Source organism: Rhizobium sp. BK196 (genome assembly GCF_014193255.1).
Lineage (GTDB): Bacteria > Pseudomonadota > Alphaproteobacteria > Rhizobiales > Rhizobiaceae > Rhizobium.
Map to the genome: position 1 here is coordinate 280,225 of NZ_JACHZB010000006.1, position 21,201 is coordinate 301,425.

Consider the following 21,201-nt stretch of genomic DNA (forward strand, 5'->3'; position numbering starts at 1 on the left):
TGCGGGTGCAGAAAGGAGGTGCGTTCGACTTTTCCTCCTTCGAGACTTACCTGCGTGACCATTGACCATCCGGCCGGACACCTCAGTGCCGGCGAGCGCGAGAAGGGGATCCTTCTCGTCATCGGGGCGACACTTGCCTGGAGCGCCAGCGGGGTCTACTCGCGGCTCCTGACGACAGACGTCTGGACGGCGATCGCCTGGCGTTCGTTGTTCGGCGGACTGTTCCTGCTGATCCCCTGCCTGTTCCTCGAAGGCGGGATATCACGAAAGCAATGGCGTTCAGTCCTGCATCCGTCCGGCCTGGCGATGATTGTTTGCCAGACGGTCAGCCAGGGCTGCTTCATCGGCGCGCTCTATATGACCAGCGTTGCGAATGTGACGATGATCTATTCGACCGCGCCCTTCATCGCCGCCCTGTTTGGATGGATCATTCTGAAGGAGGGTGTCGGAAGGCGCACGCTGATTGCCGGGGGCATTTCTCTTCTGGGTGTCGTGGTCATCGTCGCCTCGTCGATCGGCGATGGCACCGGGGTCGGCGACTTGCTGGCGCTTGGCATGACGGTCTCCTTCGCCCTCGTCATCATCATCCCGCGCATTAATCCCGAAGTGCCGAGCCTGCCGCCGACTGTTGTCAGTGCCTTCCTGACGCTTGTCATCTTCGCTCCATTCGGCTCGGTCGGCTCGCTTGATCTTCACAACTGGATCGTGCTTGCCGCTTTCGGTGCGACCAATTTTTCGCTGGCGCTTGTGCTCTTCCTGGCCGGGGCCAGGCGAATGCCGCCGGCCGAAGCTGCGCTGATCGGGACGATGGAGATCGTGCTGACCCCGTTCTGGGTCTGGCTTCTGTTCTCCGAGCAACCGCCTGTCGCCACCTTCTTCGGCGGCGCCATCATCTTCGCAGCCGTTCTCTGGCATACCGCCGTCGACCTCGGCCGCAGCCGGCGGGCGCATGCCGGCTAGAAAGCGACGCCGATCGGATCGTCATTTCAGGCGGCATGGGTCAGTATATCGGTTCGATTGCCACTCCCACCCAAGCAACGAGTGCGGATATGTCCTCCAAAGACCCCCTGCTGCAGCCGTTTCAACTCAAGCACCTGACGCTAAAAAACCGCGTCATGTCGACCGCTCACGAGCCGGCTTATTCGGAAAACGGCATGCCGACGGATCGCTACCGGCTCTATCACAGGGAAAAGGCGAGAGGCGGCATCGCACTGACTATGACGGCGGGATCTGCGGTCGTCTCGTCTGACTCTCCGCCGTCCTTCGGCAATCTCCACGCCTATCGCGACGAGATCGTGCCCTGGTTGAAGAGACTTGCCGACGACTGTCATGAGTTCGGTGCGGCGGTCATGATCCAACTCACGCATCTCGGCCGCCGCACAAGCTGGAACAAGGGCGACTGGTTGCCGGTGCTGTCAGCCTCGCCGATCCGCGAGCCTGCGCACCGGGCTTTCCCGAAAGAGGCCGAAGACTGGGACATCGAACGCATCGTCGCCGATTATGCAAGCGCCGCGCAGCGCATGCAGGAAGCCGGCCTCGACGGTATCGAAATCGAGGCCTACGGCCATTTGCTGGATGGTTTCTGGTCGCCGGCGACCAATCGGCGCGACGATGAATTCGGCGGTTCGCTTGACAATCGCATGCGTTTTTCCGTCCTTGTCACGCAGGCGATCCGCAAGGCGGTCGGACCGGATTTCATCGTCGGCATGCGCCTTGTCGCCGACGAGGACTGGGAGAAGGGACTGTCACGCGAGGAAGGCATAGAGATCGCATCACGGTTTGCCCGGTCCGGCGACATCGATTTTCTCAACATCATTCGCGGTCATATCGACAGCGATGTAGCGCTCAACGAGGTCATTCCGATCCAGGGCATGGCATCTGCCCCGCACCTGGATTTTGCCGGCGAAGTGCGGGCGATAACCAAGTTTCCCGTCTTTCATGCCGCGCGTATCGGCGACGTGGCGACGGCCCGTCACGCGATCGCAGAGGGAAAGCTCGACATGGTTGGCATGACGCGCGCCCATATCGCCGACCCGCATATCGTGCGCAAGATTGAGGGCGGCGAGGAGGCACGTATCCGGCCCTGCGTCGGCGCCACATACTGTCTTGACCGTATTTATGAGGGCGGCGAGGCGCTCTGCATCCACAATGCGGCGACTGGCCGTGAAGGGCAGATTCCGCACGAGATCGAAAAGGCAGACATCCGCCGCAGGGCGGTCGTGGTTGGTGCGGGTCCGGCCGGCCTCGAGGCCGCCCGCGTGCTGGCCGAGCGTGGGCATGCGGTCGACGTTCTGGAGGCAACCGGAAAAGCCGGCGGTCAGGTCAATCTTCTGGTTCGCAATCCCCGCCGCAAGGAGATGATCGGCATCATCGACTGGCGGCTGGCGGAGCTGGAGCGGCTGGGCGTTCGAATACGCTATGATGTCTACGCAGAGGCGAGTGATGTGCTTAGTCTCGAAGCCGACCTCGTCGTCGTTGCGACCGGCGGCATTGCCCAGCAACCTGAACTCGATTCAGGCGAGGAACTCGTAACCTCCTCCTGGGATATCCTTTCGGGCGGAATCAGAGTGGCCGATACCGTCCTGCTCTTCGACGACAATGGTGGGCACCCAGGCATGTCGGCGGCTGAAGTGATTGCCAGAACCGGTGCCGAGCTCGAGCTCGTTTCACCCGAACGCTTTTTCGCGCCTGATGTGGGAGGCATGAACCACGTGCCCTATGCCCGTGCGTTTGCGGAGCGGAACGTCAGAGTCACCATCAACACGCGTCTCAAGTCGGTGCGACGTGACGGCAATGTCCTTGTTGCTGTGCTCGGGTCGGATTTCGCAGACGGCACACAGTGGGAGCGCCGTGTCTCCCAGATCGTTGTCGAGCATGGCACAATTGCCAATGACGAGCTTTATCGTGAGCTAAAGCCGCTCTCGCGAAATCGTGGAGCCGTGGATTATGCCGCCCTTATCAATCGTCGGGCGCCGCTGCCAACGCGCAACAGCGAAGGACATTTCGACCTTGTACGGATCGGCGATGCGGTTTCCAGCCGCAACATCCATGCGGCCATTTATGAGGCTCTGAGGTTCTGCTCGCTGTTTTGAGCTCTTTATAGCTGAGCTCGGTTATCCTGATGGCGCCGCTCAAAGGTGCGGGATGCGGTCGGTGCGAGGATCGATAGACGAACTAGGTCTTTGAGTGTCGTCGATCATGTCGGCATCGCCCTTTGGGGCCTGATTCAACGAGCGGAAGCGTATCAACAAGCTCGGCAAACGCGTGTCAGCGAGTAAATTGTATAGCGGAGGACGGGGAGAGTGGGGTCGGCTGCAACCTATCCTTGACTCCAATAGCCTGCTATCCGACAGTGTCGCCTGTTAAATCCATGGGGATTCGATGGGCCTCACGAAAGGCTTCACGATTGTCGGCAGGGCTGCGATTGCCGCTATCGTGTCAATGTTCCTTGCACTCTCGCTCGTCTTGGGCTTTTGGCTGCATTCGAGCTACATCTCCGCGATCATGCGTGGAGAAGATCAGGTCACGGCCACGGCCAAGATCGTTGCCACCAACGCGATCTGGATCAATTCGCTTGCGCGCCAGACCCTTTTCCGCATGGATGATGCGTTCGGAACGACGGCGGCCCTGCCAGCGGAGGAGCGCATTCGGCGGTTCAACGCCGCGACGGCCGAATTGCCGACCACGGCGACCGCCTATGTGGTGGCTGCGGACGGGAAGCTGCTCTATTCGACCGACCGGGAAAGCAGCCCAGCCGACATTGTCGACCAGACCTATTTCCGCCGGCTGGCCAATGGCGCAGAGGACCATACGTCGGCGATGACGATCATGCGCAACACCGATCGCCATATTTTCCTCTCGGCTGCGCGCATCGAACGGAACGATAGGTTCGAAGCCGTGGCGATCCTGGCGTTTGATGTCGGGATGCTGCGATCGATCTGGGACGCTGCCTCGCTCGGGCCGGGCTCTACGGTGAGCTTCCTGAGGCGGGATGGAAAGCTGATCGCCAGGTATCCCGAGCCGAAAGAAGCCGTCGATCTTGGCAGCTACGTCCTCTTTACCGACTATATGCGTAAGGCGACATCAGGTTCTTATGTGTCTGTCTCCCCCGTCGACCAGGTCAGAAGGCTGGTGGCATACCGCATCGTCGAGCGGACGCCGTTCGTCGCCATCGCGTCAGCCGACACTGCGGCAATACTCAAGCCCTTCTGGACCGATGTCTCGATTGCCACGCTGATCGTTCTTCTGGCTCTTTGTGCGGCTGTGATCGGCGGATTGAAGATCCTCAGCCTGGCGCATGCGGACGCGCGCCACACCGGAGAACTTGCCGAGGCGCTTCGAACCAATCAGGTGCTGATGCGGGAAATTCATCACCGGGTGAAAAATAACCTGCAGACGGTGATGGCGCTCATCCGGCTGCAGGGCCTGCGGCCTGAAACCGTCCAAAGGGTGAACGAGCGGATCGTCGCAATGTCGGCGGTGCATGAGCAGATGTACGGCTTCGATCAGTTCAGCAGCGTCACTGCACGGCAGTTCGTCCCGAGCCTGGTTCGCACATTGGTCGGGCTGCACGATCGCGAAATCAAGCTGACCTTCGAGATCGACGATATCAGGATCGATGCGGACAAGGCCACGCCATTTGCATTGCTTTTGAACGAACTTCTGACAAACAGCATGAAATACGCCTTTGTCGGCCGGACCGGCGGACATATTCGCATAAGGCTGCTTGAGCGTCCCGACGGCAAGGTCCTCCTTGAAGTGGCCGACGACGGCATCGGATATGAGCCGGTTGCAGCGAAAGCCGGGATGGGAAGCAGGTTGATCAAATCCTTCGTCAGCCAGATGGATGGGACCTACGATACCGAGCGAGCTCAGGGCACCGTCTTCACCGCCCTGTTGGCGATTGCCGTACGATGACGCGTCGGCCATGTGGCCGGACGCAACGCTTGCAGGACATTTAGAGCGGCAGACAACATCGCGATGGTCCAGCGCCACTCCCTTTGACGAATCCCGAAGCGCCGCTTTACGGACTTTGCCGGAGCGCTACCGTCGGAACTCTGGCGCGATCCATGAGTTCCTCTCCGTCGCCAGGGGTGAACGGTTGAACGACAAGCTTATATCAGACGTGCGAATGTGCGGGAGGGGTGATGTTCGAAGGTTTCGAGCTTCAATATGTCGCGATTGCCGAAGGGGCGATCCGTCTGCGCATCGGTGGCAGCGGACCGCCGGTTCTTCTCCTGCACGGACATCCGAGAACCCATATGACGTGGGGAAAGGTGGCCGACCTTCTGTCGCCGTTCTTCACGGTCATCTGCCCGGATCTGCCGGGCTTCGGACGGTCCTACATTCCCGCCGATACCCACGACAGCCGCCATTCGTCCAAGCGAGCGAAGGCTGCGGCGCTCGTCGACATGATGAAGGCGCTCGGCTTCCGGAAGTTTGCCGTGGTTGGCCATGATCGCGGCGCCCTGAGTGCCTTTCGCATCGCAATGGACCATGCAGACCATGTCGACAGGTTGGTGATCATTGACGGCCTCCCCGTGCTTGAGCATCTGGAGCGGGCGAACTGGGAGTTCGCCCGTGATTGGTATCATTGGTTTTTCTTTGCCCAACCCGACAAGCCCGAACGTGCGATCCTGGCCGATCCGCTCGCCTGGTACGACACGCTGCGCCCGGACGCGATGGGACGGCAAGCCTATGATGATGTCCTCGAGGCGATCTCCAATCCGCTCGTCGTCCATGGCATGATCGAAGACTACCGTGCCGGCATCCGCGTCGACCATATCCACGACCGGCAAGATCGCGACGCAGCTCGCAGGATCGCCTGCCCGACGCTGTGCCTGTGGTCGCAGCGCGACGACCTTGAACAGATCTATGGCGATCCGCTGGCGATCTGGGAGACATGGGCACATGACCTGCACGGTTTCGGCATCGACAGCGGCCATCACGTTGCGGAGGAAAATCCGTCGGCGCTAGCGCAGGCGATTTCGGCCTTCCTGGGACAAGAAATGTGAAGCAAAGCGCAACCGCGCACGGAACAGACGCCCATGGGTTTTGTTTTCTTCTCGTAACCAGAGGTTTGGAGATGGCCGACCGTCCCCAACACGATCCCTATGGATCGACCGAGACGCAAACCGCCTATGACGCCAAGGAACGTCCCGGCTCGAGCCGAGGTCTCGCCTTGTCCGCCTGGGCAATTATTGCCGCCGCTATATTCCTCGTTCTGTGTGTCCTGGGCCTCGTGCTGGCGCCGGAAGCGCCCTCTGAGTCGCCAGCAATTGGCTCCGCCGCTCAGCTACCGCCATCGCGCGATGCGGGACACAACTGATGCATTCGGGATTCGGCTCCGCAGCCCTTATTCAGGGGGAAAGGTCAGCCTGGTCCCAACTTGGCATTGCAAGTTTCCCGCTCTGGATTATTTGATAGGGCTCGAAGAACACATCCGGAGGTCCGTTGAACAAAACCCGGCCAGCGCTCCTTCTCATTACCGCCTCGCTCATTCCGGTCATCATACTGGCGGCGCTGATGGGAAGGTTCTTCATCAAGGAGCAGCAAGCAGCTCTTGACGACGACATTCGCGGCCGGGCAGCGACGTTGGCCGCCACTCTTCAACGTGAACTCAAGAGCCAGGCTCAATTGCTCGCGGTCGTCGCCGATTCCCCGCGCCTCGACCCTCCAATCCCGCGCGCCGCCTTTGCCGAGACTGCGCGGCGTTTGCTCGATCGGGTGCCTGAATGGGAGCAGATCAGGATTTCGAACGAGAAGGGCGAAGTCGTTCTGTCGTTTCCCCCGCTCGATCCGTCGGCAGACGCGCCTGTTGCGGACATGGAAAGCCATGACGCGGTCGTTCGCACAGGTGCCGCCGTGGTCGGCAATATCGCCATTGGACCCAACGGACAGGCGGCCTTTGCGTTGCGCGCCCCGATCCAAAGGAACGATCGTTTGAGGGCCGTCCTGTCGGTGGTGATCCGTCCGGCGATGGTGACCAAACTGCTCTATGCCAACGGACTTCCAGGGTCCTGGTCGGCTTGGATCGTCGATGGGCGCGACCGCCTTGTGGCATCGACCGGCGCTCCCGCCCTTGCCGGTAATCCGGCCAGCGAATTTGCAAGCTTTTCCGGCGAGGATTTCGGCGCGGCCACCCTCAAGGACGGGATGGACCTTCGGGTCGCCGAGGTCGCGCTCGCTGACACCCCTTGGCGGGTAAGGGTTGGTCTGCCGGTCTCCGACTATCAGCGGCTGGCGCGCAAGGCCACCGTGCTGCTTGTGACGGCGAGTTGTTTTACGCTCCTGTTGTCCGGCTCGGCTGTATTTCTCTTTTACAGGGAAGTGCGCGCCAGAAACCGTGAGCGGGAGAGCATGGCCAACTGGCAGCGGATGGATGCGCTTGGAAAGCTGACGGGGCAGGCCGCCCACGATTTCAACAATCTCCTGATGGTCTTCCAGTCCGGAGTTGAGGGCATCAAGCGACGGCGAAACGACGAACAGCGCGTGACGCAGCTTCTGACGCATATGAGCGATGGCGTGGTACGAGGAAAGGCGATCACCCAAAGGCTGTTGTCGTTTTCAAGACGTTCCAACCAGGGCGCCTCCCAGGTCGAACTGGACGTCAGGCTTGCCGAACTGTCTCCGCTGCTGCGCCAAGCCGTCAATGACACGATCCTGATGGAGATCAGGGTGCCGGAAGATACCTGGCCGATTCACGTCGATCCTGCTGGGCTTGAAATTGCCCTGATCAACATCCTGACGAATGCGCGCGAAGCCATGACGGGAGGCGGACATGTGATCATTTCCGCTCGCAATGTGCTCGACGCGTCGACGGAGGGTTCCGGCCTGAAGGGGCCGTTCGTCGCGCTGACGATTTCTGACACCGGGACCGGCGTTGCCCCGGAAAATCTTGCACGGGTGTTCGAGCCGTTCTTTTCCACCAAGAAGAATGGTGGCACGGGTCTCGGCCTCACGCAGGTCCATAGTTTCGCCAGCGGCAGCGGCGGTGCAGTCAAGGTCGCAAGTCTGGCCGGCCACGGCAGCGCCTTCACCTTGCTTCTGCCGCGATCAAACGAGCCGCGGGCGGTGCGTGCGGAGCCGGCCCCTTCGGCAAACCTTCCCCGTACGATCATGATCGTCGACGACACGCCGGCATCGCTGGAATCCGTACGACTAGTGCTCGACGGCATCGTGCCGACGATCTTCGCAGCCGCAGGTGGACCCGAGGCGATCGAGATCCTGGACCGTCATCCTGAAATCGAAGCGGTCGTCAGCGATATCATGATGCCAGGCATGTCAGGCATCGAGCTTGCCGAGGAGATCCGCCGCAGAAACCCGTCTCTGCCCGTCGTGTTGATGACCGGCTATAGCGACAGGCTGGAGGCAGGTACGGAAGTGGGATGCCCGGTCGTCCCGAAGCCCTTCAAGATCGAGGATCTGGCCGCCTGCTTCGAGGAGGCGAAAATCCCGGTCGTCCAATCGGCAAACGTCGTGCGTCTGGAAATTCCGACGAAGGGCTGATCGGCGCTGACGCCGCATATCTACTCCTTCGATCGATCGATACGCTGATATCATCAGCTCTTATCCTTTCGAACGGAACCCCGGTCAATCTTTGCCGTTTGCCCTTGAAGACAAGGCGGTCACGGATCACTGAGCCGCTCTGTCAGACAATTCGGTTGGAGCTGTAGTGTTATGATTACTAGCCAACAGCTGCGTGCAGCGCGCGCGCTATTACATTGGGAACAGAAGGACCTTGCCGAAGCCGCGCGGGTTTCATTGCCGCTGATCCAAGAACTCGAAGCCGTGCCAGGACAGCTGGAGGCGGAGTCGCGCGCAATTGACGCGGTCGTCAACGCTATCCAATCGGCCGGTGTTTCGTTTCTCGACGGAAACTACTCAAGCCCGGGCGGACCCGGCGTGCGGTTCAGCCAGCCGGCTGGGACGAACGTCGATACCACCGAAGACGAAACGATCCAGTACCGTGAGTTTTACGAAAATGATGCTCCGCCCGGCGCAGGCGGCTGAGACCGCCGGCGTCGGGGGGACCTGACGAAGGTTCGGACAGGCCGATGCCGCGATTTGTCCTCATTTTGCCGGCGGCGAAGCTTTGCCAAGCTTCACGGCGGGCTCCCGGCCCCAGACCCTCAGCTTGCCGAGTTCGGTGACGAAGGCGGCGATGCCGTCTTCCCCAGGCAAGCTCAGCACGCCCTCGTCGATGTTTTCGGAAATTCCAGCCTTTTCGAGCAGCGGCAGTGCCGACGGGTCGTAGCCTATGAACTTGCAGTGCTGGAAGGCATCGGCGACGAAGTCGCGAGCCGTCGCCTCCTTGACGAGATCCTCGATGGCCGCCGGCGAGGTCAAAAGTGCTATCGCATCGAAAAGCACCGAGGGTCCGCCATCGATCATATGCTGTGCTTCGACCCAGGTGCCGTCCGAAATGGTCACGCCACCGACCTTTGGAGCGATGAGTTCGAAGACGGCTTTCTGTTTGACGAGCGCCGCCGTCAGGTCCTGGAGCAGTTTGGCATCGGCACCGTCGGTGATCAGGATACCAAGCTTGCGGCCCTCGAAGCGACCTGGACCGCGTTTCAGGATGCTGAGCGCCGGCGAGGGCTCCAGGTCCTGACGCGTTGGAACGGCGGCATCGGCCGGCTTCGGCAGCGACTGCAATCCAACCTTTTCTGCAACGGTGGTCGCGAGCGTTTCATCGATATTGATAAGATGAGATACCATCCGCTCGCGGATGACAGGGTTTTCGACCTTACTGAGTTCGAAGGTCAGCGCCATGGCGATGTGGCGCTGCTCAGGCGGTGTCTGGCTGATGTAGAACTGGCGCGCCTGGCTGTAATGGTCGGCAAAACTTTCCGGACGCAGCCTGACCTTTGGACCCTGTTCCTCAGACGCGAAGTGTCGAAAGCCTTTCTGAGGCGATTCCCGCGGACCCTCGCCCCAGGAGTTCGGCTGGTAGTTCACCCGGCCGACCGGATTGCGCATCGCCATGTGGCCGTCCTGCTGAAAGGTATCGAAGGGACATTTCGGCGCATTGATCGGCAGATGCGTGAAGTTCGGCCCGCCGAGACGCTTGAGCTGGGTGTCCAGATAGGAGAAGTTCCTGCCCTGCAGAAGCGGATCGTCGCTGAAGTCTATCCCTGGCGGAACGTTCTGCGTCATGAAGGCGACCTGTTCCGTCTCGGCGAAGAAATTGTCGGGCATGCGATCGAGGACAAGCCGACCGATAGGCTGAACGGGAAGAATTTCTTCGGGGATAATCTTCGTCGGATCGAGCACGTCAAAATCGAAGGCGTCGGCAAACTCCTGATCGAAAAGCTGGACGCACAATTCCCATTCCGGAAAGTTGCCCGACTGGATTGCCTGCCAGAGATCGCGACGATGGAAGTCAGGATCGGCGCCGTTGATCTTCACCGCCTCGTTCCAGGCGACAGACTGCAGCCCGAGTTTAGGCTTCCAGTGGAATTTGACGAAGGTCGACTGATCCTTGGCGTTGACGAAGCGGAAGGTGTGGACGCCGAAGCCCTCCATGAAGCGGAAGGAGCGTGGGATCGCCCGGTCCGACATGACCCACATGATCATATGCATGCTTTCCGGCGTCAGACTGATAAAATCCCAAAAGTTGTCATGGGCGGACTGTGCCTGCGGGAATGCTCGGTCCGGCTCCGGTTTCACGGAATGGATAACGTCGGGAAACTTGATGGCATCCTGGATGAAGAAAACGGGGATGTTATTGCCGACGAGGTCCCAGTTTCCCTCCTTGGTGTACATTTTCACGGCAAAGCCGCGCACATCGCGCGCAAGATCGAAAGACCCCTTGCTGCCGGCGACCGTCGAAAAGCGCACGAAGACGGGCGTCTTCTCGCCAGGGCGCTGGAAGACGTCGGCCCGGGTGTAGTCAGCAAGGGACTTATAGGTCTCGAAGAAACCATGCGCGCCGTAGCCGCGCGCGTGAACGACGCGTTCAGGAATGCGCTCATGGTCGAAATGGAAGATCTTTTCCCGGAAATGGAAGTCATCGACCAATGCCGGTCCGGGTGCCCCGACGTGCAAGCTGTTCTGATCGTCGGCTACGGCTCCGCCTTGGGCGGTCGTCAGGGCCGGATAGCCATCTTCGGCGAACTGATGAAGCTCGCCACCTTGACCGCGATGGAGTTTCTGGTCGTGGACCGCCGCTGTATTTGCTTTGGCAGTCGGCGACGTTTTCTTGGCCATTGTCTCAATCCCTTACGATCTGTGTGAACAATGAAAGATACCTGGCCGACGGTCGCTTCGCCGCCCAAGGATGTCTTGGGGTGAACCTCGAACCAAGCTGGAATGTCAAAGGCTGGCCTTGCCGCCGGCTGTTCGACAGTCTTGCCGGCTCCAGGTAGGCCAGTTCACAAGATCGGTTTGCCGCCCGTCACGGCAATCGTTGCTCCGGAAACATAGCTCGACAGCGGATCGGCGAGCATTACATAGGTGGTCGCGAGCTCGGCGGGTTGGCCAGGGCGCTGCATCGGGACCTGCTTGCCGAAATTCCTGACCGCCTCATCGGGCATTGTGGAGGGAATGAGAGGCGTCCAGATCGGGCCGGGCGCGACTGCATTGGCGCGGATGCCCTTCTCAGCCAGCATTTGCGCGAGACCGGCCGTGAAGTTTTGGATAGCGCCCTTGGTCGTCGCATAAGCGAGCAGATGAGGACTCGGGCTGTCGGCATTGATCGACGCCGTGTTGATGATGGCGCTGCCGGCTTTCATATGCGGGACCGCCGCCTTGGTCAGGTAGAACATCGCATGGATATTGACCTTGAACGTCAGTTCCCATTCGTCGTCGCTGATCTCGCCAATATCTTTGAAGCTTGCCTGATGGGCCGCATTGTTGACGAGGATGTCTATGCCGCCAAGTTCGCTGCGTGCGGTTTCGATGATGTGGCGGCAATGCTCCGGATCCTGCAGATCTCCTGGGACGAGGACTGCCTTTCGCCCTGCCTCTTCGATCCACTTCTGGGTTTCGCGCGCGTCGTCGTCCTCGTCGAGATAGGCAACAAGAACATCAGCACCTTCCCTGGCATAGGCAATCGCAACAGCGCGTCCAATGCCGCTGTCGCCGCCGGTAATGACGGCTTTCCTGCCGGTCAGCCGCCCAGAGCCGCGATAGGTCCGTTCGCCGTGGTCCGGTATCGGCGACATCGCCCCAGTGGTGCCCGGCATGGGCTGATGCGGCGTATCGAAGGGCGGGGTCGGATAATTGGCCATTTTCTGTTCCTCCAGGTATTGATGGGGCGGACTGGCCGACATCAGCCGACGAGCCTTCGGTCTTCGTCGCCGCGGCTGGGCGGTCGGTCCGGTACAACAACTCGTCTGGGGTCCGACAGTTCCCTGTCAGTTCGTGGCAATGGACGGTTTCCTGGCTGAAGCTCGCTATATGGACGCTCAGTCAGCCGGCTGCCATTTCGCTGAATAGCCAATTCCGGAATGTCCTGACTTTCCGTTGCCGCAGTGCGCCATCTGGATAGACGACATAATAGTTCCACCTCGACTTCAGCGTCAGATCAAAGGGACGCACCAGTCGGCCAGCCGCCAGATCGGCAGAGACGAGCGCGCTCCTGCCCAGCAATACACCTTCGCCTTGCACTGCCGCCTCGACAGCAAAGGCGGCAGATTCGTATCTTACCCCGTTGCTGGGGTTGATATCGTCCAGACCCGCTGCCCGGAGCCATGTCGCCCAGTCGATGCGGAAGTTGTCGTGAATGAGCCTGTGATGTCTCAGGTCCTCCGGTGTTCGCAGCGCATGCTCCCCTTGCAGCAGTTCCGGACTGCAGACAGGCGAGACCTCTTCCTCAGCCAGGAACTCCGATGTCACGCCTTCATACCCTCCGGCGCCATACCGGATCGCGATATCAATTCCGTCCCTGATGAAATCCGAAAACGTGCCGGACGTCGACAAGCGCACGTCGATATCCCGGTTGGCGCGATGGAAGCGGTGGAGCCGCGGCACAAGCCACCGCCCTGCAAAGCCGTCCGACGTGCTGACATTGAGGACGCCTGCCGACTTGAGCGCAGTTGCCGCGATTGTCGCAGCACCGATCCGATCAAGGGCCGCGCCGATCTCCGCAGCATAGGCGGCACCTTCCTGTGTGAGTTTGACGGATCGGGTTCCCCGCTCAAAAAGCCGGCTGCCGAGCTGTTCCTCCAAGTTGCGGATGGCACGACTGATGGCTCCGTGCGTCACATGGAGCTCTGCGGCCGCCTTGGTGAAGCTCAGATGACGAGCCGCGGCGTCGAAGGCTGGAAGCGTGGTCAGAGGTGGAAGTCGTCTGGGCATCGGATTACCTGTGATCTCTACTCACAAATCCTGCACGAATATTCGATTGTCGTCCAGCCAGGAGCCGTGCACTCTCCGAGCATCGGGAAGGCTTTTCTCGAACCTATTGATACCAGTGTGTCGCTAAGAGGAGATCGTCATGAGTGTTACTTTCGCTCACAATGCAGATTACCGCATCACCACGCCAGGCTCTGCGCGCCTGCCTACGGTTCCCGTTGACCTGTTTTGCGCAGTGGTCATCGGACAAGCAGCCCAATTGTTCGCGAGCGTTCGACGCCGCTGGACGATGAGACATATTGCACGCTTTTCCACCCATCGCCTGCAGGACATCGGCTTCGAGCGCGACTGGGATGGGTCGCTGATGCAAATCAGCAATGGCCGAGTTGCCGGTCACCTCGAACACTGAAGGAGAAGCGACATGAAGATCTATCCCCATCTTTGGTTTGCGTCTCGTGCCGAGGAGACCATGGAGTTCTACACTTCAGTGTTCAAGGACTCTCGAATCCTCGGACGCATCGATCTCCCCGATCCGGAGCTGTCGGTTGTCCGCTTCGAATTGGGAGGTTTGCCGATCGCTGCCCTGAACGCTCACTCCCGTGTGCCATACAATGAAGCATTCTCTTTTCTGGTCGAGACGGGCGACCAGACGGAAACCGACTATTATTGGAACGCATTGACGTCCGGAGGCGGCAAAGAGCAGCCATGCGGCTGGCTGACGGACAAGTTCGGCGTCTACTGGCAGGTTACGCCGACGATCCTGCTGCGGATGGTCGCCGATCCCGACAAGGAGAAGGCGGGGCGAGTGCTGCAGGCGATGTATAAGATGAAGAAGATCGTCATCGCTGATCTTGAGCAGGCCTACCGAGGCTAGCGAAGATCAGCGCTTTCGGTGGAGACAGCGCCTGTTGCGTGGCGCGCAGGCTTCCGGTGCACTTCGAATTCGGCATCGTTTCATCTCGTTGTCCTTGAGACCTCCGATTGATCGATCCCGCCATCAACTGCGTTGCCCCGCAGCCTCCAGAATGAGGCCGGTTATCTCGTCTGGATGAGAGATCAGCGACAGATGGCTGGCCTGCAGTTCGATGGTCTTAGCGCCCATGCGCTTGGCCATGAAGCGTTCGAGATCGGGGTTGATCGTACGATCTTCCGTGGAGACGGCATACCAGCTCGGCTTGGAGCGCCAAGCCGCCTGGGTCGTCCTGCCTGCAAAAAGCGCTTTCTGGAACGGTTCCTGAACGGCGTAGAGAACCTTTGCCTTTGCTTCCGGAAGGTCGCCGGCAAAATCGCGAAGGAACGCTGCTTCAGTAAGGCGTCCTTCGTCGCCATCGAAGACGATGCCGGCTGATGCTGGCGGCGTCGGATAGGTCTTGGCCAACGCCGTATAGTCCTCGTCGGCATCCGGGGCACGCGCGGCCACATAAACGAGCGCGGAAACGTTTGGATGTACGCCAGCTTCCGTAACGATCATTCCGGCAAAGGAATGGCCAACCAGAACCGTTGGGCCGTCCTGTCGCGAGAGTACCCGCTGCGCGGCGGCGACCGCATCAGGCAGGGTTGTCAATGGATTTTGTACTGCGGTGGCATTCAGCCCAGCGGCCTGCAAGCGAGCGATCACGTCGGACCAGCATGAGCCGTCAGCAAACAGCCCGTGCACAAGGACGACGTTGCGAGCCTTTGCCGGCGTGGGAGTCGCCGCTATAGCGCGAGTGGAGACGAGAGAAGCGGCGGCGCCGGCAACCAGGGCGCCGGTGAACATACGTCTGTTCATCATCATGATTTCGTTTCCTTCTAGGTCAAGTGATTTCAGCGAACCAATACCCTGAATAGAATTCTACGGTGATCGCGTGTCGGAGGAAGCAGCTCTGGAATCGGAGCAATAACACCGCAGTATTGCTGTTGTGTCGCCGCTTCCTCTCGGGTGACCATGTCAGCTTAGGATAAATAAAAAAATAGAGGCAGCTATATTCAGGTCTAGGCTCCTGCCTACCAATGGCTAGTCAAGCTGGTTGCAAGAAGCTTGACGGAGGTTACGGATCAACTGAAACCGATGTCCGCAAGAAGAGGGAGGTGGTCCGAGGCGATCCTCGCGAGCCGTGTTTCAAGGACTGCGGCTTTTTTTACGATCAGTTCGTGACTTACGAAGATGTGGTCGAGGCGCATAAGCGGGTAGCGGGAAGGGAAGGTGGGTCGCGGCGCCGCCGCACCGGTCAATTGGGCATCCTTCAGCGACCGTGTAGCCAGACGATAGGTCGCGGATGCCGGAATAGCATTGAAATCGCCACAAAGAACACTCGGAACAGACTCCTCTGCCGTGCCGCGCAGCCAGCCGGACTTCAGCAGCGTGGTCATCTGCTGGATGCGCTCGCGCCCGCGAAGGCCGAGATGCGTGTTGACAACGAGCAGTTTTCTTTCGCCAACCATTATTTCGACGGAAAGTGCGCCGCGCGTTTCGCCAATAGACGGCAACGGGCCGGCCTTGACCGCGCCTGTGGGCAACGCGGTGATGATTGCGTCGCCGTATTGCTCTTCGGCGACCGACAGAGCCGGATGGAAATGCGCCTGCATCTTCAGAAGTGATGCGATCATGTGAGCCTGATCGACACCACCTGTCCTTCGCCTGCCGACGTCGACTTCCTGCAGGGCAACGATGTCGGCCTCGGCCTCGGCGATGACATTGGCGATGCGGCCGGGGTCAAGCTTGCGGTCAGTACCGATGCAGCTATGCACATTGTAGGTCAAAAGTCTGATCGGTTTATCCGGCATGTGCCTGCTGAAAGGTTGCTGCTGCAAGGAACACAAAACTTGCTCGTTCGTTCCCGGAGATCGAGCAGCAGCCCTTACACCTCGGATATGGATGATCGATGACATTGAAAAGCATAATCTGGAACGGACTGCTCATTGCAGCCCTCTGCCTGGCATTCTTTCTCCTCTACCGGATTTTCGAGCAGTATAGTTTCGACCAAGTCATCCAGTCGATGCGCAGCATACCCCTTTGGAGGGTTTGTCTGGCAGTTCTTTGTGCTGCTGCGTCCTATCTATGTCTGAGTTGCTTCGATTTCCTGGCAATCCGTTCTCTTGGAAAGTCCTTGCCCTACCCAAAGGTGGCGCTGGCTTCCTTCGTCAGCCTTTCGCTCGGCCACAATATCGGCTTTGCGGGACTAAGCAGCGGAGCCATTCGCTACCGTTATTACACACGCTGGGGACTGACGACCGAGGATATGGCAAAGATCATCCTCTTTTGTGGCGTCACAGTCGGGCTCGGACTGATCACGCTGGGCGGTCTTGCAATGATCCTCAATCCCGTGGATGCGGGGCGTCTGCTGCAGATCGAGACGACAAGCAGCCGACTGTTCGGCCTGTTCGCTCTCGCGGTGCCGGGCATCTATGCCGCGCTGGCTTTTTTCGTCCGCGGCAAATTGCAGGTCTGGCGCTGGTCGTTTCAGTTGCCGCAGTTTTCCATTGCGGTTGCACAGATCGCGGTTGGAACGATCAACTTCATCTTCGTTTCAGCCTGCCTTCACCAGATGCTCTCCGCTTTCGGCCACATCGCCTTCTTCCAATCGGCGACGGCTTTCGTGCTCGCCAATTCTGCCATCCTCGCGACGCATGTTCCAGGCGGCCTCGGGGTACTCGAGGCGACGGTTGCCTATGTGCTGCCGAAGGAGGCGTCCATCGGCGCACTGATCGCATTTCGCTGCGTCTATTTCTTCATTCCGCTGACGCTCGGCACCACCTTGCTGATCATCAGCGAGGCAGTGTTCCGACGGCGCTCACGCGGGGCGAGCGGTGAGTCCGATGCGCTTGAAAAACGAGCGCAAGCCCAGTCTGCGTAGCAGCGAAAAAGGTTGGGCGGGGTCGAAGATAGTTGTACCGGCAATCGGAGTGATGCTGCCGAACGGCTGGACCTCAAATTCCCGCAGGCCGCGCGGCCCGGTGTTGAACGCTGCGATGGCAGCGATCATCGAGCCGGAACGGGTGTTGGCCGCGGCAAAACTCTTTATCCCAGCCCCGAGGAATTCCGCCAACAGCCTGTTGCGCAGCTCGGCGATCGCGCGGCGGTGGTCTGCATTTCCGGCCTCGAGAAGCATGTCGCATTCCGAGTCCAGCCCCTCGGAGCGATTGTTGAGATTGGAGGAGCCGATACGGACCACGTCGTCGTCGGCGATTATAAGTTTGGAATGGACAAGTACTTCCACCTCAGCCTTCTTCCCCGGCACGACCGGATAATAAACGCGCAGCCGGTTCTTGTGATCAACTCGCTTGAGCCGCCGAATGATACGATCACGATTATTGCCCATGACGATCTTTTCGATCAGCCCATGGGAGCTGCGCGTGCAGATGACCACTACTTCCGGTCCTTCTTCTTTCTGAAGACGCGTTGCAATGGCGTCGGCGACGCGGAATGAGGAAAAATACTGCGTTTCGATGTAAAGCTGTCGCTTGGCTCTAGCGATCACGTCGAGCGTCATGGCGATGCCTTCGCCGGCGCCGGACCGAAAGGCCGTCGACGGCTCTGTCAGAGCGAAGCTGACAGGGCAGTTGAGCAATGAAATGGAAAGATCATCCGGCCAGGCGAAATCGACGTCCTCGGCAACCGACGCATGAATCTCACCGGTAGCCTGTTCCCAGCGCCGTCTCGCGATTTCGCCGACGCGCCGCGCGGCATCGCCGGTGACCATCGCCTGAACGTCGTGCAGGGGATCATAGAAAACACCTTCAGGCGCGCGTCGCAGTTTGTCCTCGGCGCGATGGCGCCGGGTATCCCATCGCCGTGACGTCAAGTCCATTCCACCGATGAAGGCGACAGCGTCATCGATGCACACGAGTTTCTGATGGTGGCTGCCACGTATCGCACTCTGGATATCGAAGCGCAGATCGATTCCCGGGCTCTTCGGGAAGGCCTTCTTTCGTAACAGCTTCACGGATTTTTCCGAATAAATCGGGCCGAGCGTCCAGATGAGGATGCGTATTTTCAGCTCCGGATTTGCCGCGCTTAACGCATGCAGCATGTCGCCCAATGTCTCATCGGACTTTTCCGGCTCCAGTAAGATATCGGGATTGAAGTCCCAGCCGACGATCCAGATGGTGCGCTTAGCTTGTCGCAGGGTACGCGCCAGTTCCGCGAAATAATTATTGCCATTAACCAGGAAGGCAGTCTTCGCAGCGGTGTCTCCAACGTGGAAACTTCTCGCCCTGCGTTTTTTGCCGCTGCTTCGCCGCTGTTCCTTTGCCTGGGATAACGTCGGGTGATGGTATATATTTTTAGATAGGGTCATGATTGCCTTGGCCTCTGAACTGATCACAAACGCTCAGGATTTCCTCAGGTTCCCTAGGCCCCGTGTCGACTCGCCGACAGCAGAATCGGCCCCAATGCCGATCGGCGAGGTGGTGCGCAGGACACCCTCGCTTCGCCGCATGCCAAAATTCACAATTCAAACTGCGATCATCGATCGGCCGAAAGGCGGCAACCTTCAGTCGGATTGCAACATTAAAAGCAGCAGTCGCGTTAACTCCATTCTGACGATCGGAGAGGCCAAACTGCGTAGGGGCCGGCCCGGATGACACGGAACGTCTTTGCTTTCGGAACTCTGAAGAGAGGCTTTCCTCTTCATGAACAGGGGCTTTCCTGCAGCAGTTTTCGCGGGATTTGCAGGACATGCGACCGTTATCCGATGCTGATTGCCGGTCCTTGGTTCGCACCGATGATGTTCAACGAACCGGGCGTCGGATATCGCGTCATCGGTGAACTCTACGAGGCTGACGAAGACACGATAGCAAAGCTGGATCGGCTGGAATCCGTCGGCAAGCCGGGCAACCTGCGAGTGGCGATAGAAGTGGAGCCGGTCGTCGGCGGACCAGCATGGTCCGCACTTGTCTACCTGAAATCGCGGCAACTCGCCGACCCAATTCACTCGGGTTATCTCCGAATTTACGAAAACAGGCGGTTTATCCCATTCGACCGAAGAGACGAGCATCGCTGCAACTCAGTATCGGATCTCTGAAAGGATCAGAGGTTTTCTGCGGCATCGCTCTCCCGAAGCAGGCAGGCGCTTGAAACTCTTCATTACCCCATTCGGGGTCCGCTGTTGGTAACATAGGTTTTGCCGCTCGAGATTGCCGGCATCGATCGTTTCGTAAGGAACGATTGGAATGACAATGCGTTGGACAGACAACCACCTTCTCCGGCATGTGCGGCTCAGGATGCCCCATCACAGAGATCATCCGTGCTGTTGCTGCAATTGCCAGGTGAAATTCGATGAACCTCGAAGGAGAAAGACCATGGCTCGTGCTTTCCGAAAGGGACAAAGCGTAGCATTCGGAGGAGAGGGTCTCGACAGCAAGAATTTCGAGACGGAACAATATCGGGATCATGCCGCTAACCGGTGCATCGATCCCTAGTGTCAGGGGACTTTTGGCTGAAGGAGCTTCATGATGCCTGCAAAATCAAAATCCCAACAAATGGCTGCCGGCGCAGCCCTTGCCGCCAAGCGCGGCGAGAAGAAGAAGAGCGAACTGAAAGGCGCTTCAAAGAGCATGGTCGATTCCATGAGCGAGAAGGAACTTCACGACATGGCGTCCACTAAGCAGAAGGGAAAGCCAGCGCACTCCTCTAATTCTTGAGGCCCACTGATCGCTTTCAAGAGCGGGTTGCGGCGGACTCTTTGCCGGTTTTGCGGGGATAGACGACGAGTTTGTCACTGGCGGTGTTTCCCGTGAATGGTGACTGCCGCCATGATGGTCACTTGGACCAAAAGCGTGGCCTCCTAGCTGGGCGGAGCGAGAGGGTCGATGGTGTCAACGTCCACTGCGGCCCTGCGGGGTGACGGCGCTCGTTCATCTGCGTGAGCGCCTGCGATGACAGCGGATGGATCAATTGCCGCGGGTTTTTGATGATCGGCCTGCAGGAATCTCACTAGTCAGGAGGTATGTGTGCAACCAACGATCCATAGATATGTGACCGTCAACGGTATCGATGTCTTTTGCCGCGAGGCGGGGCCGGAAAACGCCCCTGTGGTCCTGTTGCCGCACGGTTATCCATGCTCGTCGTATGAATTCCGCAATCTGATGCCGAGGCTGGCGGATCGCTGGCGGCTGCTTGCGCCGGATTTTCCAGGTGCCGGCTATAGCGCGACCCCTGATGACTTCGACTACAGCTTCGACGGCTATGCCGACTTTCTGGACAGCTTCGTGAAGACGGTGGGCGTGGAGCGCTTCGCGCTGTATCTCCACGACTTCGGATCTCCGATCGGCGCGCGGCTGGCCATCAAGGCGCCGGAGCGTATCGTGGCGCTCATCATCCAAAATGGCGATATCCCTTACGAAGATGCGTTGGGATCGAAATATGCCGAGATCGAGAAGACCTGGCAGCTACCGCGGTCCGATATGAGGGCGAAAGTGGCGGAGGCGATCAACGAGGAGACGTTCAGGGAGGAATTCCTGAACGATGTTAGGCCCGATCTCGCCAAGCAGATTCCTCCCGACCTCTGGAAGCTGCATTGGTCGTTGATGACGCCGAAGCGCAAGGATATTGCGATTGACCTGATCGCCGGCCTGAAAGAGAACCGTGCGTGGTTTCCCCAACATCGAGACTACCTTGCCAAATATCGTCCACCGACGCTGATTGTATGGGGGCCTCAGGACGGCTACATGCCGGAGAAGTCGGCGCGTGCCTATCTCCGGGATCTGCCCGACGCCGAACTGCATCTGCTGGATGGGGGTCATTGGCTTCTTGAGACTAATCTCGATGAGGTGTTGTCGCTCATCCGCGATTTTCTTGGCCGAGTTCACAAGAGCACGCCTTGAACAGAGGTCTTCAATGCATGCCCGATGATGTTCAGAAAATCTGTCTGATGTGAGCGCTCCCGATCGCAAAGAGAAGAGCCGGGTTGAACCCGGCTC

General features: G+C 59.2%; 19 protein-coding genes. 13 read left to right on the forward strand and 6 right to left on the reverse strand.

What is annotated here, in order from left to right:
- The first annotated feature begins 54 nt into the window (after window positions 1-54).
- The 7 genes from FHT78_RS20695 (at window position 55) to FHT78_RS20725 (ending at window position 9,012) form a co-directional block, all read left to right on the forward strand.
- On the forward strand, window positions 55-960 hold the full coding sequence (locus tag FHT78_RS20695) for a DMT family transporter (RefSeq protein WP_183748163.1): 906 nt from the start codon (window positions 55-57) through the stop codon (window positions 958-960).
- Window positions 961-1,049: 89 nt separating this feature from the next.
- Window positions 1,050-3,092, forward strand: a complete 2,043-nt coding sequence (locus FHT78_RS20700) for an NADH:flavin oxidoreductase (RefSeq protein WP_183748164.1) — start codon at window positions 1,050-1,052, stop codon at window positions 3,090-3,092.
- A 289-nt stretch (window positions 3,093-3,381) separates the two neighbouring features.
- Complete coding sequence (locus tag FHT78_RS20705) at window positions 3,382-4,917, forward strand: histidine kinase dimerization/phosphoacceptor domain -containing protein (protein WP_183748165.1); 1,536 nt, start codon at window positions 3,382-3,384, stop codon at window positions 4,915-4,917.
- Between the two features lie 230 nt (window positions 4,918-5,147).
- The gene (locus FHT78_RS20710) at window positions 5,148-6,014 is read left to right on the forward strand and encodes an alpha/beta hydrolase (protein WP_183748167.1); all 867 of its coding nucleotides are present in this window, start codon (window positions 5,148-5,150) and stop codon (window positions 6,012-6,014) included.
- A 71-nt stretch (window positions 6,015-6,085) separates the two neighbouring features.
- Window positions 6,086-6,328 (forward strand): hypothetical protein, encoded by a 243-nt coding sequence (locus FHT78_RS20715; RefSeq protein ID WP_183748169.1) that lies wholly within the window; start codon window positions 6,086-6,088, stop codon window positions 6,326-6,328.
- A 125-nt stretch (window positions 6,329-6,453) separates the two neighbouring features.
- A complete protein-coding gene (locus FHT78_RS20720; RefSeq protein ID WP_183748171.1) occupies window positions 6,454-8,508 on the forward strand; it encodes a response regulator in 2,055 nt (684 codons plus the stop codon).
- Window positions 8,509-8,679: 171 nt separating this feature from the next.
- Window positions 8,680-9,012, forward strand: a complete 333-nt coding sequence (locus FHT78_RS20725; RefSeq protein WP_183748173.1) for a helix-turn-helix transcriptional regulator — start codon at window positions 8,680-8,682, stop codon at window positions 9,010-9,012.
- 60 nt (window positions 9,013-9,072) lie between these two features.
- Here FHT78_RS20725 and catE read toward each other — a convergent pair whose 3' ends face one another.
- The 3 genes from catE to gcvA all read right to left on the reverse strand — a co-directional run bounded on the left by catE (window position 9,073) and on the right by gcvA (window position 13,302).
- Window positions 9,073-11,211: a catalase C gene (gene catE / locus FHT78_RS20730; protein WP_183748174.1), complete on the reverse strand. Its 2,139-nt coding sequence runs from the start codon at window positions 11,209-11,211 to the stop codon at window positions 9,073-9,075.
- A 164-nt stretch (window positions 11,212-11,375) separates the two neighbouring features.
- On the reverse strand, window positions 11,376-12,233 hold the full coding sequence (locus FHT78_RS20735) for an SDR family oxidoreductase (RefSeq protein ID WP_183748176.1): 858 nt from the start codon (window positions 12,231-12,233) through the stop codon (window positions 11,376-11,378).
- 181 nt (window positions 12,234-12,414) lie between these two features.
- On the reverse strand, window positions 12,415-13,302 hold the full coding sequence (gene gcvA, locus FHT78_RS20740) for a transcriptional regulator GcvA (RefSeq protein WP_183748178.1): 888 nt from the start codon (window positions 13,300-13,302) through the stop codon (window positions 12,415-12,417).
- A gap of 139 nt (window positions 13,303-13,441) precedes the next feature.
- On the opposite strand from gcvA, the gene FHT78_RS20745 reads away from it, so the two are divergent.
- Both FHT78_RS20745 and FHT78_RS20750 read left to right on the forward strand, forming a co-directional pair.
- Window positions 13,442-13,708, forward strand: a complete 267-nt coding sequence (locus FHT78_RS20745; RefSeq protein ID WP_246715385.1) for a hypothetical protein — start codon at window positions 13,442-13,444, stop codon at window positions 13,706-13,708.
- A gap of 12 nt (window positions 13,709-13,720) precedes the next feature.
- Window positions 13,721-14,173, forward strand: a complete 453-nt coding sequence (locus tag FHT78_RS20750) for a VOC family protein (RefSeq protein WP_183748179.1) — start codon at window positions 13,721-13,723, stop codon at window positions 14,171-14,173.
- A gap of 123 nt (window positions 14,174-14,296) precedes the next feature.
- On the opposite strand, the gene FHT78_RS20755 is transcribed toward FHT78_RS20750, so the two are convergent.
- Together FHT78_RS20755 and FHT78_RS20760 are read right to left on the reverse strand one after the other, a co-directional pair.
- Window positions 14,297-15,076, reverse strand: a complete 780-nt coding sequence (locus FHT78_RS20755; RefSeq protein WP_183748181.1) for an alpha/beta hydrolase — start codon at window positions 15,074-15,076, stop codon at window positions 14,297-14,299.
- Window positions 15,077-15,336: 260 nt separating this feature from the next.
- Complete coding sequence (locus FHT78_RS20760; protein WP_183748382.1) at window positions 15,337-16,065, reverse strand: endonuclease/exonuclease/phosphatase family protein; 729 nt, start codon at window positions 16,063-16,065, stop codon at window positions 15,337-15,339.
- Between the two features lie 98 nt (window positions 16,066-16,163).
- On the opposite strand from FHT78_RS20760, the gene FHT78_RS20765 reads away from it, so the two are divergent.
- Entirely contained in the window at window positions 16,164-17,135 is a 972-nt protein-coding gene (locus FHT78_RS20765) for a lysylphosphatidylglycerol synthase domain-containing protein (RefSeq protein WP_183748183.1), read from the forward strand.
- Here the strand turns inward: FHT78_RS20765 and FHT78_RS20770 are convergent.
- Complete coding sequence (locus FHT78_RS20770; RefSeq protein ID WP_183748383.1) at window positions 17,073-18,578, reverse strand: phospholipase D-like domain-containing protein; 1,506 nt, start codon at window positions 18,576-18,578, stop codon at window positions 17,073-17,075. The genes FHT78_RS20765 and FHT78_RS20770 overlap by 63 nt on opposite strands.
- 282 nt (window positions 18,579-18,860) lie before the next feature.
- On the opposite strand from FHT78_RS20770, the gene FHT78_RS20775 reads away from it, so the two are divergent.
- The 3 genes from FHT78_RS20775 to FHT78_RS20785 all read left to right on the forward strand — a co-directional run bounded on the left by FHT78_RS20775 (window position 18,861) and on the right by FHT78_RS20785 (window position 21,105).
- Window positions 18,861-19,304 carry a gamma-glutamylcyclotransferase family protein gene (locus FHT78_RS20775; protein ID WP_183748185.1) on the forward strand — a complete coding sequence of 148 codons (444 nt, stop codon included), beginning with the start codon at window positions 18,861-18,863 and terminating at the stop codon, window positions 19,302-19,304.
- Window positions 19,305-19,734: 430 nt separating this feature from the next.
- Entirely contained in the window at window positions 19,735-19,923 is a 189-nt protein-coding gene (locus tag FHT78_RS20780) for a DUF3008 family protein (RefSeq protein WP_183748385.1), read from the forward strand.
- A gap of 309 nt (window positions 19,924-20,232) precedes the next feature.
- Entirely contained in the window at window positions 20,233-21,105 is an 873-nt protein-coding gene (locus FHT78_RS20785; protein WP_183748187.1) for an alpha/beta hydrolase, read from the forward strand.
- Window positions 21,106-21,201 lie beyond the last annotated feature (96 nt).

Bases quoted from the DNA above. Each gene is read 5' to 3' on its own strand.
- FHT78_RS20700 (WP_183748164.1), top strand. From the start codon at position 1,050: ATGTCCTCCAAAGACCCCCTGCTGCAGCCGTTTCAACTCAAGCACCTG.
- FHT78_RS20710 (WP_183748167.1), top strand. From the start codon at position 5,148: ATGTTCGAAGGTTTCGAGCTTCAATATGTCGCGATTGCCGAAGGGGCG.
- FHT78_RS20715 (WP_183748169.1), top strand. From the start codon at position 6,086: ATGGCCGACCGTCCCCAACACGATCCCTATGGATCGACCGAGACGCAA.
- FHT78_RS20770 (WP_183748383.1), bottom strand. From the start codon at position 18,578: ATGACCCTATCTAAAAATATATACCATCACCCGACGTTATCCCAGGCA.
- FHT78_RS20775 (WP_183748185.1), top strand. From the start codon at position 18,861: ATGACACGGAACGTCTTTGCTTTCGGAACTCTGAAGAGAGGCTTTCCT.
- FHT78_RS20765 (WP_183748183.1), top strand. From the start codon at position 16,164: ATGACATTGAAAAGCATAATCTGGAACGGACTGCTCATTGCAGCCCTC.
- FHT78_RS20750 (WP_183748179.1), top strand. From the start codon at position 13,721: ATGAAGATCTATCCCCATCTTTGGTTTGCGTCTCGTGCCGAGGAGACC.
- FHT78_RS20735 (WP_183748176.1), bottom strand. From the start codon at position 12,233: ATGGCCAATTATCCGACCCCGCCCTTCGATACGCCGCATCAGCCCATG.
- FHT78_RS20725 (WP_183748173.1), top strand. From the start codon at position 8,680: ATGATTACTAGCCAACAGCTGCGTGCAGCGCGCGCGCTATTACATTGG.
- FHT78_RS20755 (WP_183748181.1), bottom strand. From the start codon at position 15,076: ATGATGATGAACAGACGTATGTTCACCGGCGCCCTGGTTGCCGGCGCC.
- FHT78_RS20780 (WP_183748385.1), top strand. From the start codon at position 19,735: ATGCCTGCAAAATCAAAATCCCAACAAATGGCTGCCGGCGCAGCCCTT.
- gcvA (WP_183748178.1), bottom strand. From the start codon at position 13,302: ATGCCCAGACGACTTCCACCTCTGACCACGCTTCCAGCCTTCGACGCC.
- FHT78_RS20705 (WP_183748165.1), top strand. From the start codon at position 3,382: ATGGGCCTCACGAAAGGCTTCACGATTGTCGGCAGGGCTGCGATTGCC.
- FHT78_RS20760 (WP_183748382.1), bottom strand. From the start codon at position 16,065: ATGCCGGATAAACCGATCAGACTTTTGACCTACAATGTGCATAGCTGC.
- FHT78_RS20745 (WP_246715385.1), top strand. From the start codon at position 13,442: ATGAGTGTTACTTTCGCTCACAATGCAGATTACCGCATCACCACGCCA.
- catE (WP_183748174.1), bottom strand. From the start codon at position 11,211: ATGGCCAAGAAAACGTCGCCGACTGCCAAAGCAAATACAGCGGCGGTC.